Origin of the sequence: Streptococcus lutetiensis (assembly GCF_900475675.1) — a bacterium.
Lineage (GTDB): Bacteria > Bacillota > Bacilli > Lactobacillales > Streptococcaceae > Streptococcus > Streptococcus lutetiensis.
In genome coordinates, this window is record NZ_LS483403.1 from 792,035 (window position 1) to 807,689 (window position 15,655).

At 39.4% G+C, this 15,655-nt stretch carries 11 protein-coding genes and 2 pseudogenes; 10 read left to right on the top strand and 3 right to left on the bottom strand.

Going from position 1 to position 15,655, the window contains the following annotated elements; all coding sequences use genetic code 11:
- The first annotated feature begins 67 nt into the window (after positions 1–67).
- Genes glyA through DQN23_RS04125 form a run of 5 tightly spaced genes read left to right on the top strand, consistent with a single transcriptional unit; the run spans position 68 to position 6,451 of the window.
- Complete coding sequence (gene glyA / locus DQN23_RS04105) at positions 68–1,318, top strand: serine hydroxymethyltransferase (protein ID WP_058813885.1); 1,251 nt, start codon at positions 68–70, stop codon at positions 1,316–1,318.
- 43 nt (positions 1,319–1,361) lie between these two features.
- Entirely contained in the window at positions 1,362–2,339 is a 978-nt protein-coding gene (locus DQN23_RS04110) for a nucleoid-associated protein (RefSeq protein WP_058813886.1), read from the top strand.
- Complete coding sequence (locus DQN23_RS04115) at positions 2,339–2,941, top strand: lysozyme family protein (protein WP_020916677.1); 603 nt, start codon at positions 2,339–2,341, stop codon at positions 2,939–2,941. The genes DQN23_RS04110 and DQN23_RS04115 overlap by 1 nt, the downstream gene beginning before the upstream one ends.
- A gap of 45 nt (positions 2,942–2,986) precedes the next feature.
- Complete coding sequence (locus DQN23_RS04120; RefSeq protein WP_058813888.1) at positions 2,987–4,711, top strand: ABC transporter ATP-binding protein; 1,725 nt, start codon at positions 2,987–2,989, stop codon at positions 4,709–4,711.
- Positions 4,712–4,714: 3 nt separating this feature from the next.
- Positions 4,715–6,451: an ABC transporter ATP-binding protein gene (locus DQN23_RS04125; protein WP_111712780.1), complete on the top strand. Its 1,737-nt coding sequence runs from the start codon at positions 4,715–4,717 to the stop codon at positions 6,449–6,451.
- Between the two features lie 76 nt (positions 6,452–6,527).
- Here the strand turns inward: DQN23_RS04125 and DQN23_RS04130 are convergent, their stop codons facing one another.
- Complete coding sequence (locus DQN23_RS04130) at positions 6,528–7,985, bottom strand: alpha-amylase (RefSeq protein WP_058813890.1); 1,458 nt, start codon at positions 7,983–7,985, stop codon at positions 6,528–6,530.
- A gap of 115 nt (positions 7,986–8,100) precedes the next feature.
- Positions 8,101–8,700: a TVP38/TMEM64 family protein gene (locus DQN23_RS04135; RefSeq protein ID WP_233422900.1), complete on the bottom strand. Its 600-nt coding sequence runs from the start codon at positions 8,698–8,700 to the stop codon at positions 8,101–8,103.
- Between the two features lie 369 nt (positions 8,701–9,069).
- Here DQN23_RS04135 and DQN23_RS04140 point away from each other — a divergent pair, with 369 nt between their 5' ends.
- The 5 genes and pseudogenes from DQN23_RS04140 (at position 9,070) to lpdA (ending at position 14,196) form a co-directional block, all read left to right on the top strand.
- Positions 9,070–10,035: a thiamine pyrophosphate-dependent dehydrogenase E1 component subunit alpha gene (locus tag DQN23_RS04140; protein WP_111712782.1), complete on the top strand. Its 966-nt coding sequence runs from the start codon at positions 9,070–9,072 to the stop codon at positions 10,033–10,035.
- 30 nt (positions 10,036–10,065) lie between these two features.
- Positions 10,066–11,070, top strand: a complete 1,005-nt coding sequence (locus DQN23_RS04145; RefSeq protein ID WP_058813893.1) for an alpha-ketoacid dehydrogenase subunit beta — start codon at positions 10,066–10,068, stop codon at positions 11,068–11,070.
- A gap of 54 nt (positions 11,071–11,124) precedes the next feature.
- Positions 11,125–11,253, top strand: a pseudogene (locus DQN23_RS09650) (biotin/lipoyl-containing protein); the annotation flags it as partial.
- A 189-nt stretch (positions 11,254–11,442) separates the two neighbouring features.
- Positions 11,443–12,429, top strand: a pseudogene (locus DQN23_RS04150) (2-oxo acid dehydrogenase subunit E2); the annotation flags it as partial.
- A gap of 27 nt (positions 12,430–12,456) precedes the next feature.
- Complete coding sequence (gene lpdA / locus DQN23_RS04155; protein ID WP_058813895.1) at positions 12,457–14,196, top strand: dihydrolipoyl dehydrogenase; 1,740 nt, start codon at positions 12,457–12,459, stop codon at positions 14,194–14,196.
- Between the two features lie 561 nt (positions 14,197–14,757).
- On the opposite strand, the gene DQN23_RS04160 is transcribed toward lpdA, so the two are convergent.
- Positions 14,758–15,651, bottom strand: a complete 894-nt coding sequence (locus DQN23_RS04160; protein ID WP_111712784.1) for a DMT family transporter — start codon at positions 15,649–15,651, stop codon at positions 14,758–14,760.
- Positions 15,652–15,655 lie beyond the last annotated feature (4 nt).

Here is a 15,655-nt window from a genome sequence, read left to right on the forward strand (position 1 = left end):
ATACTGTTTCGGCTTTTACAATCAAGAGAAGATTGTGATTTGATCTTATCAAAAGGGAGATAAGGATATGATTTTTGACAATGAAAACTACGAAGCATTTGACACTGAACTTTGGCAAGCTATCCATGCGGAAGAAGTTCGTCAACAAAATAACATTGAACTCATTGCCTCTGAAAATGTGGTTTCTAAAGCTGTTATGTCAGCTCAAGGAACAGTACTGACAAATAAATACGCCGAAGGTTATCCTGGAAAACGTTATTATGGCGGTACTGATTGTGTGGATGTGGTTGAAAATTTGGCTATCGAACGTGCCAAAGAATTGTTTGGTGCTAAGTTTGCCAATGTTCAACCGCACTCAGGAAGTCAAGCTAATGCCGCAGCTTATATGGCTTTAATCCAACCAGGCGATACTGTCCTTGGAATGGATTTAGCTGCCGGTGGTCACTTGACCCACGGGGCATCAGTCAGCTTTTCAGGAAAAACTTATCACTTTGTCTCTTATTCAGTTGACCCAATCACAGAACGCATCGATTATGATAAATTAGCAGATTTGGCTAAAGAAATCAAACCTAAATTAATCGTTGCTGGGGCGTCAGCTTATTCACGTATTATTGATTTTCCGAGATTTCGCGAGATTGCAGACAGCGTTGATGCCTACCTAATGGTTGATATGGCCCATATTGCAGGTCTTGTGGCATCTGGTCATCACCCAAGTCCGGTTCCATATGCTCATGTGACAACGACAACCACTCACAAAACCCTTCGTGGCCCTCGCGGCGGACTCATTTTGACAAATGATGAAGCTATCGCTAAGAAAATTAATTCTGCGATCTTCCCAGGTCTTCAAGGTGGTCCATTGATGCATGTGATTGCTGGAAAAGCTGTCGCTTTAAAAGAAGCCTTGGACCCAGCTTTTAAAGAATACGGTGAACAGGTGATTAAAAATGCGGCTGCTATGGCTGAAGTCTTTAATCAACATTCTGATTTTCGAGTTATTTCAGGCGGTACAGACAACCACGTCTTTTTGGTCGACGTGACTAAAGTGGTTGAAAATGGAAAATTGGCACAAAATATTCTTGAGTCTGTTAACATTACGCTCAATAAGAATTCTATTCCATTTGAAACCTTGTCACCGTTTAAGACATCTGGTATTCGCATAGGTTCCCCTGCCATTACTAGCCGTGGCATGGGCGAAAATGAATCACGCCTTATTACTGAATTGATTGTAAAAACTCTTGAAAATTATCAAAACGAAACTATTTTAGAGGAGGTTCGTCGTGAGGTTAAAGCATTGACAGATGCTTTCCCACTTTATTAACGAACAGATGAACTCTTTTTGAAGTGTTCAGACAGACTTAACCATGATTGATTTGTATATTAAGCGCATTGTTATTCATCAATTTACGCCAAATGATACGGAATTGATTTTGTCAGATCAGTTATTGACGATTACGCCGCGTATTGATGAGTATTTTCGTAAAAAATTAAGCAAAGTTTTCTCAGATGAAGCCAAACGTGGAACGTTCTCAGAAGACAATGTCTTTCTTAGTTATTTGAGTGATGATTTGATGAAATCATCTGTTCAAATCGCACAGCTCTGGAAAGAAGAATTTGTTATTTATGATAATCAAAAGACAAATGATTTGGTTTTCATACAATTTGACAAAGACGGTGTTGAGCATTTTGCTTTTCTTCGTGTGGCGTTAAGAGAAAATTTCACACACATTTCAAGTGACAGTGAAAGTCCGATTAAAATCACACAAAATAATTACCCATCTGCAGCTCAAACACCAGATGAAGCCTTGGTGATTAATCGTGTTAACCATCATTATTATTTGATTGAAAAACGCATTAAGCACAATGGTAGCTTTGCTAACTATTTCTCAGAGAATCTATTGCAAGTTCAGCCTGAACAGTCGGTCAAAAAATCGATCAAAATGGTGGAACAAGCAGCCCAAAAAATTGCTGAAAACTTCCAACAAGATGATTTTGCTTTCCAATCAAAAATGAAAGCAGCCATTCACAAAAATTTGGAAGAAGAGCAAGAATTATCACCTGAAAAGCTGGCGGACCAACTCTTTGACAATAATTTAACAGCTCGTTTGACCTTTGTTGATGAGTTGAAAGAAAGCATTCCAGAGCCAATTCAGGTCTCAGATATTGACCATTCGCGCCAAACGAAAAAATTAGAGAATCAAAAATTGTCACTGTCAAATGGTATCCAATTAATTGTTCCTAATAATGTTTATGAGGATGCTGAGTCGGTTGAATTTATTCAAAATCCAAATGGAACCTATTCCATCTTGATTAAAAATATAGAGGATATTCAAAATAAATAATGTTTAAGTTCTTAAAACGCCTAATTGTACTGGTATTTGTCATTTTCTGTGGCTACCAAGTTTACGTCACTCATGAAAATGTTCATAATGTATTGCAGTATAAAAGCATGGTCAAAGAGATTTTAGACGATAATGACACCACAGCCAACGTTGAGTTGGTCTTGGCAATGATTTACACAGAAACAAAGGGAAATGATGGCGACGTTATGCAATCTAGCGAAAGTTCAGACGGTGTTGCTAATTCCATCACTGATAGTAAAACGAGTATTCGCCAAGGGGTCACAGTCCTTTCAGAAAATCTTTCTTTAGCCCATGAGGCAGGAGTAGATGTTTGGACAGCTGTTCAAGCTTATAACTTTGGAACATCTTATATTGATTATATTGCAAAGCATGGTAGTAAAAATACAATTACTTTAGCTAAAACTTATTCACGCGACGTAGTAGCTCCAAGTCTTGGTAACACGACTGGTGAATCTTATTTTTACTATCATCCTCTGGCTTTGATTTCAGGTGGACAGCTATATCGAAATGGTGGTAATATTTACTACTCGCGTGAAGTTCATTTCAATTTGTATTTGATTGAATTGATGAGCTTATTTTAAAATAGTAAAGTTTAGAGTTTAGTATCTCTATTAAAAAAGAGAAATATGAAATATTTAAGTCGTTATTTCAAAGGGTACCTTAAAGAGACTGTCTTAGGTCCCCTTTTCAAATTGTTTGAAGCATCTTTTGAATTATTAGTTCCTATTATCATTGCGCGAATCGTTGATACGATTATTCCAAGCAATAACGAGGTGAATCTTGTTTTGATGATTGGACTTTTGTTCTTATTTGCTGTTGTCGGTGTCATTGTGGCGATTACCGCACAATACTTTTCTTCAAAAGCCGCGGTTGGTTATACGCGTCAGCTGACTAAGGATTTGTTTGAAAAAATCATGGGTTTGAGTAAGGAAGATCGTGATAAACTGACGACTTCAAGTTTGGTGACACGCTTAACCAGTGATACTTACCAAATTCAAACAGGAATTAACCAATTCTTGCGTCTTTTCCTACGTGCACCGATTATTGTCTTTGGTGCCATCATCATGGCTTTTAATATCAGCTCTAAGATGACTATCGACTTTTTAGTCATGGTTGCCATTTTATTTGTAATCGTCTTTACCATGTCACATCTTTTGAATCCAATTTATGCTAGCATTCGTCGTGCAACAGATAAGATTGTTAACATGACACGTCAGCAGTTGGAAGGGGTTCGTGTCATTCGAGCTTTTGGTCAAGTAGACAAGGAAGAAAGAGAATTTGCGGCTGCGAACCAAAACTACACTGACTTACAATTAAAAGCAGGGCGCTTATCAAGTTTAGTAACACCTTTGACTTACCTTGTGGTAAACAGTACTTTGATTCTTGTCATATGGCAAGGAAATATCCAAATTGGTAAAGGTCTTCTTTCTCAAGGGATGTTGATTGCCTTGGTTAACTATCTTTTGCAAATTTTGACTGAATTGCTTAAGATGACAATGCTTGTAACTTCACTTAACCAATCCTTTATCAGTGCTAAACGTATCACAGAAGTTTTTGAAAAAGAGTCTGAAGACTTGGCGACTGAACTTGAAGAAATGACATCTGATTTTGCGGTTAGTGTGAACGATATGAGCTTCACTTATCCAACAGCAGCAGAACCATCACTATCACACATTGATTTTCAACTAAATCCAGGTGACTTTTTAGGAGTTATTGGGGGAACTGGTTCAGGGAAATCAACCTTAGTTGAACTCCTTACACATCTCTACACACCTCAGGAAGGTCGCTTAGCTATTTTCCAAAATCAAAAATCGCCTAAAACCTTAGGTGAGTGGCGTTCATGGGTCAGTGTGGTGCCGCAAAAAGCTGAGCTTTTCCAAGGAACTATTCGTTCTAACTTAACTCTAGGAATGAGGGGTGACGTGAGTGACGAGACGCTTTGGAAAGCTTTGGATATTGCACAGGCTAGTGACTTTGTTTCTGAAAAAGAAGGACAGCTAGATGCGACAGTTGAAGCCTTTGGCCGTAATTTCTCTGGAGGACAACGTCAACGTTTGACGATTGCGCGTGCTATTGTTCAAAAAGCTCCGCTTCTTATTTTGGATGATTCAACATCAGCCCTTGATTACTTGACAGAATCAAAATTATTGACTGCTATTCATGAGCAATTGAGTGATACAACTTTGATTTTGATTTCACAACGTACTAATAGTTTGAAGGCTGCTGATAAGATTTTGCTTTTGGATAAGGGACATCAACTAGGATTTGCAAGTCACGATGAATTGCTTGCAAGTAATGAGCTTTACCGAGATATCCATTACTCACAACATCAAAAAGGAAAGGAGGACTAGAAGATGAAAGCAAGAAAACAATCTGATACAATCTGTCGTTTGTTTAAAGAGCTTCTTTCTCAAAAAGGACTTGTGATTGGAGCGACTCTTGGAACAATTGCCCAAGTTGCTCTAACGGTTTACCTTCCTGTCCTTATTGGTAATGCTGTTGATGTGGTGTTATCACCAAAATCATTGACCTTGATTATTCCGATTATCACGAAAATGGTGATTGTCATTGCTCTAAATACCTTGGTTCAATGGTTAAATCCTTTGATTTACAATCGTTTGATCTTTTGTTATATTTATGATTTACGTCAAAGAGTTATGGCAAAATTGAACCAAATGCCGATTTCTTATCTGGATAAGAAAAGCTCTGGTGATTTGGTTAGTCGTGTCACAACTGATGCTGAGCAGCTAAGTAATGGTCTTTTGATGGTCTTCAACCAATTTTTCATTGGGGTTTTGACAATTATCATTACTATTGTGACAATGGCTGACATTGATTTGTTGATGCTTGGTTTGGTGCTTATTTTGACACCTTTATCTCTTTTCCTAGCACGCTTTATTGCTAATAAGAGTTATCATTTGTATCAAAAACAAACCAAATCTCGTGGTCGCAAAACGCAGTACATAGAAGAGATGATTCGTCAAGAAAGTCTTTTGCATGTCTTTAATGCACAAGAAGCAGCGATTGATACTTTCACAGAAATCAATGATACTTATGCGGATTATTCGCAAGGTGCCATCTTCTATTCATCAACGGTTAACCCATCAACGCGCTTTATCAATAGTTTGATTTACGCTTTGCTTGCAGGTGTCGGGGCTCTTCGTATCATGTCAGGTGCCTTTACCGTTGGTCAATTGACAACTTTCTTGAATTACGTTACTCAATATACCAAACCATTTAATGATATTTCATCAGTCTTGTCTGAATTGCAAGGTGCCATTGCCTGTGTGGAACGTCTTTACGATATTTTAGATGAAGAATACGAGCCGCTTCCAGTAAAAGCGCAGCTTGATGCTGATAAGATTCAAGGACAAATTGAATTTAAAGATGTGTCATTTGGTTACACACCACAGAAAACTTTGATTAATCATTTGAATCTTTCGATTACAGCCGCTTCAAAAGTTGCCATCGTCGGGCCAACTGGTGCTGGTAAATCAACCTTGATTAATCTTTTGATGCGCTTCTACGAAGTTGATAAGGGTGCGATTTACCTTGATGGCGTGTCAATGGCTGATTACTCGGTTGAAGAGCTACGCCAACAAATCGGTATGGTTCTGCAAGAGACTTGGTTAAAAGTCGGAACAATCCACGATAACATTGCTTATGGGAATCCAGAGGCTACTCGTGAGGAAGTTATTGCAGCAGCAAAAGCAGCTAACGCAGATTTCTTCATTCGTCAGTTGCCAAATGGTTATGACACTTACTTGTCTGATGCGGGAGCGTCATTATCACAAGGACAACGTCAGCTTTTGACTATCGCTCGTATTTTTGTGAAATTACCAAAAATCTTGATTTTGGACGAAGCGACATCATCTATTGATACTCGTACAGAAATCCTTGTTCAAGAAGCCTTTGAAAAGTTGATGAAAGATCGTACAAGCTTTATCATCGCTCACCGTTTGTCAACGATTCAATCAGCCGACTGTATCTTAGTAATGGTTGATGGTGATATCGTAGAATACGGTACACATGATGAGTTAATGACAAAACAAGGTGTTTATTACCAAATGCAAACAGCACAAGCTGGATAGAGTGTTTGTTTTGTTGCATAAATATAAATATGTAAAAAGCGATTAGAAACATTTTCTAATCGCTTTTTTTAGATCATTATTTTGCTAGTGGTATCCAAGTACTGATTGATTTTTCACCAACTAGGAAATCACCATAGCCTTGCTCATCAATTTGGACATGCGCAGTTTGGTTGCCAAGAGCATCAGTGAACAATTTACCAGCCCATTTTTCTCCAACAAACATGCGCTTTGATGTAGCTTTGCTATTGTTGATGAGAACAGCAAGAGCAGTTGGGCGTTCGTCATCAACAAGGTAAGTCCAACCGATACAGTTAGCTTGGTCAAAATAATCTAGTTCTTGACCATAAACGGCGGTTTTTCTAAGTTTAAGCAATTTATCAATATTATCTTGAAAACTTTTCTGGGCAAATTGTCCCGAAATGCCGTAATAATCTCCGTAGAAAATGCAAGGAAGCCCGGTTTGACGAAGCAAAATGAGGGCGTAAGCTGCTGGTTTAAACCATTCTTCAATAGTTGATTCCAGTGCTTGACCACGTTGGGTATCATGATTATCAACAAAAGTAACAGCAGAGTCTGGATGATTTTTCACCAAGGTTTGCTCAAAAATCTGACGTAAATCATAAGTTTCCTTGGCTTTACTTGCTTCAAAGAGATTTTGGTGCAGACGAACATCGACCAAATCAAATCGATAATCAGTACTTGTGAGGTAATCTTTATTTGACTTTTCATCACCGTTCCAAAATTCACCAAAAACGTAAAAATCATTGCCGTACTTAGCTTTCATATCACGAATAAAGTTTCCCATGAAGAAAGAATCGATGTGCTTAATGGCGTCTAAACGAAATCCCTTAACCCCAGTTGTTTCAACAAACCAATCTGCCCAATCGTAAATGTTTTTAAGGACTTCTGGATGTTTGAAATCTAGGTCGGAATACATGAGATAGTCGTAGTTCCCATTTTCACCATCAACCAAATCTTGGTTTGCCCAGCCTTTATTGTCTCCTTGAATTTGGAAAATGCCAGTTTTGCCAGTTCTAACATCATAGTCTGTGCCAGTAAAGTGATACCAATGCCATTCAAAATCGTTATAGGCATGGTGGCGACCATCAAAGGTAAAATTTGTCCACCCTTCAATTTCAAAAGGCTGACTGATGACCTTTGTCCGATCTTCTGGTGCTACCTCGACAACCTTAAAAGTTTCAGTGTGGTCAGCTGCAGCTTTGTGATTTAAAATAACATCAGCCAATGGCTCAATACCATTACTTTTAAGAGCTGAAATAGCTTCAAGGTAGTCAGCTTTTGTTCCGTATTTTGTTCGAATGCTTCCTTTTTGGTTAAATTCACCTAGGTCAAAAAGGTCATAGACGCCATAGCCCACATCACCATCATGCGTCGCTTTAAAAGCAGGGGGCATCCAAATTTTGGTGATACCTTTTTGGGCAAGATGAGAAGCATCAGCTGCCAAACGTTTCCAGTGTTTGCCGTCATTTGGTAAATACCATTCAAAGTATTGCATCAAAGTTTCATTTGTCATGATTGAGTACCTCAAAGAGAAAGACTTTTTCTTTTATTTTAGCAGAAAGTTCAAATAACGCAAGCGTTTGCGCTATAAAAAATAACTAAAAAGTTCTAAGAAAAATTCCCAGAACTTAGATGATATGAATGACCCATTCACCACCATAAAAAAGCAGTAAAATGTGACCAATAATTGAGATGGGTTTGCAGCAGATGATGATTCTAGCGAAGGTTTTAAACGGCATGTTACTGAGAGCTGCTAACATAACCAGTAAGTCTGCAGGGGCAAAAGGTAGAAGCATGCAGATGATGAAAATCACGGTAAAAGATTTGTGTCCAGCAATCAAGGATTCGTACTTTTTCAGTGTGGCTTCTTTGATGAAAAGAAGGCAAAATCGCTTACCGTACCAACGTGTTAGCAAAAATAAAATCATTGTTCCAATAATGATTCCGATACAACTTGTCAAAACACCAGCAAAAGGATGAAAAGTCATAACAGCAAGCATCATGGTCAGACTTGCTGGAACGATTGGCACGACAACTTGCATCATCTGGAAGATAGTGAATATGATTGCTCCCCAGACTTTATCTTGACCGATGAGTGCTTGAATTTTTTCCTGATTGGTCAGATAACCGTGCTGATATAGCCAGAAAATACAGGCACACGAAACGATAAGGACACGAGCTGACAGGATATGAATGAAGCGTTGAATAATTTTATAATGTTGAAACAAAAACAAATCCCCCATCTGATTCTTTCTTTGCTGCTATCATTGTAAAACTTTTTGGAGATAAGTCAATACATTTAAAGAAATACCTAAAAAATGAAAATAGGTCCTAAGACGGATGCAGTATAAAAGTGAAAATCATATAATATAATCATCCTAAAAACTTTTCATATAACTCCGAAGCAAGTGGTTTTCCCGGCCACTTGCCTCTTTTATTGGCCGACTAATTTTAGAAATCTTGTTAATCCAAGGCGTAGCAAGCGTCTTTTTAATTTACCTCGAAGCGTTTGCAAAAAAGCGGTTAAATAATTTGTGATTTGCTGGATATTATCATATGATGAAAGGACTACGAAAAAGATAATTGGAGGGCAAAAGATGACTTTGTCTCTAGAACTATATATGGAAATGTATCTGAAGATGCAGCGTATTCGCGAATTTGATATGCGAATTAATAAACTCGTTCGACGTGGTTTTGTCCAAGGAATGACGCATTTTTCTGTAGGGGAAGAAGCGGCAAGTGTTGGGGCGATGGCTCATTTATCTTACGATGATATTATTTTTTCAAACCACCGTGGGCACGGACAAAGTATTGCCAAAGATATGGATTTGAACAAAATGATGGCTGAGCTTGCTGGAAAAGCAACGGGTGTGTCAAAAGGTCGTGGTGGATCGATGCATTTAGCTGATTTTGAAAAAGGTAATTACGGCACGAATGGGATTGTTGGTGGTGGTTATGCCCTTGCTGTTGGCGCAGCGATTACTCAAGATTATCAAAAAACTGGCAATATCGTTGTGGCTTTTTCTGGCGACGGGGCAACCAATGAAGGCTCTTTTCATGAATCGGTCAACTTAGCAGCTACTTGGAAACTCCCAGTGATTTTCTATATTATCAATAATCGCTATGGTATTTCGATGAATATCAAGCATGCGACAAATACACCTCACCTTTATACACGCGCAGAAGCTTATGGCATTCCTGGATTTTATTGTGAAGATGGCAATGATGTTTTAGCGGTTTACGAGACAATGGGCAAGGCAGTTGAGCATGTGCGTTCTGGAAACGGCCCAGCGATTGTTGAGGTAGAATCTTACCGTTGGTTCGGGCATTCAACAGCTGACGCTGGAAAATATCGCAGTAAAGAAGAGGTTAATGAGTGGAAGAAAAAAGACCCACTTGTCAAATTTCGTACTTATTTGACAGAACATGATCTAGTAAGTGCTGCCGAGTTTGATGCCATTGATGCTCAAGTGGTGAAAGAAGTCGATGAGGCTTATGAATTTGCTAAAAATAGTCCTACACCAGATTTGTCAGTCGCTTTTGAAGATGTCTGGGTAGACTAAGCAGCCTTTCATTAACAGAGGAGAAAAATAATGACTGAAACAAAACAAATGGCCTTGCGTGAGGCGATCAATCTTGCCATGACAGAAGAGATGCGAAAAGATGAGACCATATTTCTCATGGGAGAGGATGTCGGAATTTACGGCGGAGATTTTGGCACGTCTGTAGGAATGTTTGAAGAATTTGGTCCGAAACGTGTTAGAGATACTCCAATTTCAGAAGCGGCTATTGCTGGAAGTGCTATTGGAGCTGCTATTACAGGTCTTCGTCCGATTGTTGACGTAACTTTTATGGATTTTATCACGATTATGATGGATGCCATTGTCAATAATGGTGCTAAGAACAACTATATGTTTGGTGGTGGGTTAAAAACGCCAGTCACTTTTCGGGTAGCGTCAGGCTCTGGAATCGGATCGGCTGCTCAGCACTCGCAATCCTTGGAGGCTTGGCTGACACATATTCCAGGTATCAAAGTGGTAGCACCTGGAACTGCAAATGACGCCAAAGGACTTTTAAAATCAGCCATTCGAGATAATAATATTGTCATTTTCATGGAGCCGAAAGCTTTGTATGGCAAGAAAGAAGAGGTTTCGCTTGATAGTGGTGAGTACATTCCTCTTGGTAAGGGAGACATTAAGCGTGAAGGAACCGATTTGACGATTGTGACTTATGGTCGCATGTTAGAGCGTGTTCTTAAGGCTGCTGATGAAGTGGCTGCTGACGGCATTAGCGTTGAAGTGGTTGACCCTCGCACCCTCATTCCGCTTGATAAGGATTTGATTATCAATTCGGTTAAGAAAACGGGCAAGTTGATGTTAGTCAATGATGCTTATAAAACGGGTGGATTTATTGGAGAAATAGCTGTTCAGGTTACAGAAAGCGAAGCTTTTGATTATCTTGATTATCCAATTGTGCGTTTGGCGAGTGAAGATGTACCCGTGCCTTATGCCAGTGTTTTGGAACAAGCTATCCTACCTGATGTCGAAAAGATTAAAGCGGCTATTTATAAGATGGCTCGAAACGGGCACGTAGATTAAAAGGGGGTGTTTTCTGTGGCAAATGAGATTATCATGCCAAAACTTGGTGTAGACATGCAAGAAGGAGAAATTCTCGAGTGGAAATTCTCTGAAGGCGATGTAGTGAACGAAGGTGATATTCTTCTTGAAATCATGTCTGACAAGACTAATATGGAAATCGAAGCTGACGACTCTGGTGTACTTTTGAAAATCGTTCACCCAGCTGGTGATGTGGTGCCAGTGACTGAAGTGATTGGCTATATCGGAGCAGCAGGGGAAAACGTTGATGATTTGGTGAGAGAAGAACAGGCGGAACAGTTAGAATCAGTTCAGGAAGCGTCAGCTGATTTCTCTCAACCGTCTGATGCGCTAGCCATTTTCCAAAAAAGTAAGATACGTGCGACACCAGCGGCTAGAAAGCTAGCCGCAGAGCGTGGAATCGCGCTTGATAGCATCAGCGGGACTGGTGAAAATGGGCGTATTCATAAAGATGACGTGGTGAGGTTTGCTAAGCTGCGCGTGACGCCGCTTGCTCGTAGGATTGCGGAAGATATGGGCCTTGAGCTTTCTGGTATCGCTGGAACTGGTATTAGTGGCAAGATTACTAAGGATGATGTCTTTGCTAAAGCAGGTACCGATAAGAACAAGGGTAGTGAAGAGATTCAAAGTGTGCCAGATGGTATCGAAGTGATTAAAATGTCTGCTATGCGCAAGGCAATCTCAAAAGGCATGTCGAGGTCTTACTTTACAGCTCCAACTTTCACGCTTGATTATGACATAGATATGACGAATCTTTTCGCGCTTCGTAAGCAGTTGATTGAGCCAATCATGGCAAAAACGGGCTACAAGGTGACTGTAACTGATTTGATTGGACTTGCGGTTGCGAAGATCTTGATAAAAGAGGAGCATCGTTATTTAAATGCCTCTTTGATTAATGACGCAAAAGCTATTGAGTTGCATCATTTTGTTAATCTGGGTATTGCCGTGGGCTTGCCAGATGGTTTGGTGGTTCCAGTTGTTCATGGAGCTGATAAGATGACCTTGTCTGATTTTGTGGTTGCCTCAAAAGATGTGATTCAGAAAGCGCAAGCTGGCAAATTAAAGGCAGCTGATATGTCTGGGTCAACTTTCTCTATCACGAACCTAGGAATGTTTGGGGTTAAGTCCTTTAACCCGATTATCAACCAGCCAAACTCTGCTATTTTAGGAATTTCAGCGACCGTTGACACGCCAGTTGCTATTGATGGACAGGTAGTGATTCGTCCAATTATGGGACTTAGCTTGACCATTGATCATCGTTTGGTCGACGGGATGAATGGTGCTAAATTTATGTTGGATTTAAAAGCGTTGCTAGAAAATCCTTTGGAACTATTGATTTGAGATTAAAAAGATTAAGAAAGGAAATTTATGGCAGTAGAAATTATCATGCCAAAGCTCGGTGTGGACATGCAAGAAGGAGAAATTCTTAAGTGGAAAAAAGCTGAAGGCGATGTAGTGAACGAAGGTGATATTCTTCTTGAAATCATGTCTGACAAGACTAATATGGAAATCGAAGCTGACGACTCTGGTGTACTTTTGAAAATCGTTCACCCAGCTGGTGATGTGGTGCCAGTGACTGAAGTGATTGGCTATATCGGAGCAGAAGGGGAAGTGATTGCTGAAGATCTCAGTCTCAAGGAAGCCGCTAGTCAACTTGAGTCTGCAGGTCTTGAAGTACCAAATGCTGTTTCTACTAAAGCTGGAGTTTTTAGTGCAGCTGATTTAGCGGCAGATGAATATGATTTGATTGTCGTCGGTGGTGGACCTGCGGGTTATTATGCCGCCATTCGTGGAGCACAGTTAGGGGCTAAAGTTGCTATCGTTGAAAAATCAGAATTTGGCGGTACTTGCTTGAATGTCGGTTGCATTCCAACCAAGACTTATCTCAAGAATGCTGAAATTTTAGACGGCCTTAAAATCGCTGCAAATCGAGGCATTAATCTTGCCTCAACAGATTACAGTATTGACATGGATAAGACCGTTGATTTTAAAAATACGGTTGTAAAAACGCTAACTGGCGGTGTCCGTTCACTTCTAAAAGCCAATAAAGTAACCATTTTTAATGGACTTGCCAAAGTCAATCCCGATAAAACAGTCCATATTGGTTCTGAAATCATCAAAGGGTGCAAGATTATTCTTGCTACAGGTTCCAAAGTGTCACGTATTAATATCCCTGGCATTGATTCGCCACGTGTTTTGACATCTGATGAGATTCTTGATTTACGTGAGATACCGAAATCTCTTGTTGTTATGGGTGGTGGCGTTGTTGGTATCGAGCTTGGTTTGGTCTGGGCATCTTACGGCGTTGAGGTGACTGTTATCGAAATGGCTGACCGCATTATTCCAGCAATGGACAAAGAAATCTCACAAGAGTTGCAAAAAATTTTGACGAAAAAAGGCATGACCATTAAGACAAATGTTGGGGTGAGCGAAATCATTGATGAGACAAGTCACTTAAGCTTGAAATTAACAAATGGTGAGACTATCCAAGCTGATAAAGCTCTGCTATCTATCGGACGCGTGCCACAGATGAAAGGTCTTGAAAATCTTGGCTTAGAGATGGACGGCAATCGTATCAAAGTTAACGATTATCAAGAAACGTCAATTCCAGGTATCTATGCCCCAGGCGACGTCAACGGTCAGAAAATGCTGGCGCACGCTGCTTACCGCATGGGAGAAGTGGCTGCTGAGAATGCTCTTTCTGGTAATCATCGCAAAGCAAAACTCAAGTACACTCCCGCTGCAGTTTATACGCATCCAGAAGTTGCCATGGTTGGATTGACCGAAGAAGCTGCGCGCGAGCAATACGGCGATATTTTGATTGGTAAATCAAGTTTTTTTGGCAATGGACGTGCTATCGCTTCAAATGAGGCTCGAGGGTTTGTCAAAGTCATCGCAGATAGCAAGTACCATGAAATCTTGGGTGTTCATATCATTGGACCAGCAGCGGCGGAACTCATCAACGAAGCAGCAACCATCATGGAAAATGAATTGACCGTTGATGACGTGGCTCAAGCTATCCATGGGCACCCGACTTTCTCAGAAAACATGTACGAAGCCTTCTTAGACACCATCGGACAAGCCATCCATAACATGCCGAAAAAATAGTTTGACAGACGCTGTGATTCAACAAGTTAGCATAAATCAATGTTAACACTAATAAATTTTCTTTATATGTTAGGTTGCTGTATTTTGTAGTATTTGTCTTTATAACGGTTCTATTTTTATTCTCACCTAGGATAATTGTGGTGCATTTTATTAATGGGATACCCGATGGGTATGACAATAGAATACTTCTTTCTGTATTCTTTGTTATTTCTGTATTTATCGGTGAAGTTAGTATCTTTTTTCAAAATATTATCGAAAAAAAGAGAATACACAAGACTTCCCGTTACTTTTCCCAGGTGAAATTAGATTTCTTCAGGTTTATTTACTGATAAATTTGGCATTTATTTGTGCCATGATTCAACAAGTTCTCACCAGTTAATATAGATTAAAAGGAGTATGAGATAGGATTCTCATGCTCTTTATGTATGAATTTTTTCTAAATCAAAAAAGGACTGCAGTCACAATTAAGTGATTTACTGCAATCCTTTTTAGTTGAGCATGAAAATTGAAGTGTGAATTAAGTTTTGAGGATGCTTCTGTTTTGAATGTAATATTAAAAAGCTAGGCTTTTTCTTGTGCGATGTTAGTTGATGTTTGTGTTTTAGCAAAGTAAACACCTGTCAAAGTGATTAAAATAGCGATGATAGTTTGGAGATTAAAGCTCTCGTTGAAAATTACCCAAGCGTATAACGCGGCAACAACTGGCTGAGATAGGGTAATTAAGGATGATAGGCAAGCATTCGCTTTTCCCAAACAATAAGCTAATAAGCCTTGCTCTAAAATTTGAGAGACGAGAGCCAGTGCCAAAAGTGGCCAAAGTTCACCAAAATTTTGTGGCACATAAAAGCCTTCGGTAAAGAAAATCACGGTAGCTAGTACTAGTAAAGTGCCAAAAGCACTGATAAACATAATGATGGTTGATGTTACCGAATCGCGCAATTTGTAAACTGTAATCATGAACATGGCGTAAAAGATAGATGAGCCAAGACTTAGTGAATCTCCAAGTAAACGGTCTGGAGACATACTCACTTTATTTGCCATGAGAACCAGCACACCAATAAGCGTAATGAGACCGCCAAACAAAAATTTAGACATCATTTTTTCTTTGAATAGGAAATAACTGACTGGAATAACGGTGAATGGGTTAAGATTCACCAAAAGATTGGCATTGGCCACACTAGTGTATGAAAAAGAGCTATTCCATAAAGTTAAATCACGCGCTAAAAATGCTCCCGCTAGAATAATTGTTGCTATTTGTTTGCGGATTAAAGCCTGTAACTCAGACTTCTTGAGAAAAGGCGTTAACATGGGAATGGAAAATAAAACACAGTAAAATCCAGTGTTGATTGGTGGTAAGGGACTGAGTTTGACAAAGATGCCACCAGTTGCTAAAAAATAGATAGCTAGAAAAATTAAGAAAATATATTTGTTATTATTTGTACGATTTTGCTTCATTTTT

Bases quoted from the DNA above. Each gene is read 5' to 3' on its own strand.
- glyA (WP_058813885.1), top strand. From the start codon at position 68: ATGATTTTTGACAATGAAAACTACGAAGCATTTGACACTGAACTTTGG.
- DQN23_RS04110 (WP_058813886.1), top strand. From the start codon at position 1,362: ATGATTGATTTGTATATTAAGCGCATTGTTATTCATCAATTTACGCCA.
- DQN23_RS04115 (WP_020916677.1), top strand. From the start codon at position 2,339: ATGTTTAAGTTCTTAAAACGCCTAATTGTACTGGTATTTGTCATTTTC.
- DQN23_RS04120 (WP_058813888.1), top strand. From the start codon at position 2,987: ATGAAATATTTAAGTCGTTATTTCAAAGGGTACCTTAAAGAGACTGTC.
- DQN23_RS04125 (WP_111712780.1), top strand. From the start codon at position 4,715: ATGAAAGCAAGAAAACAATCTGATACAATCTGTCGTTTGTTTAAAGAG.
- DQN23_RS04130 (WP_058813890.1), bottom strand. From the start codon at position 7,985: ATGACAAATGAAACTTTGATGCAATACTTTGAATGGTATTTACCAAAT.
- DQN23_RS04140 (WP_111712782.1), top strand. From the start codon at position 9,070: ATGACTTTGTCTCTAGAACTATATATGGAAATGTATCTGAAGATGCAG.
- DQN23_RS04145 (WP_058813893.1), top strand. From the start codon at position 10,066: ATGACTGAAACAAAACAAATGGCCTTGCGTGAGGCGATCAATCTTGCC.
- lpdA (WP_058813895.1), top strand. From the start codon at position 12,457: ATGGCAGTAGAAATTATCATGCCAAAGCTCGGTGTGGACATGCAAGAA.
- DQN23_RS04160 (WP_111712784.1), bottom strand. From the start codon at position 15,651: ATGAAGCAAAATCGTACAAATAATAACAAATATATTTTCTTAATTTTT.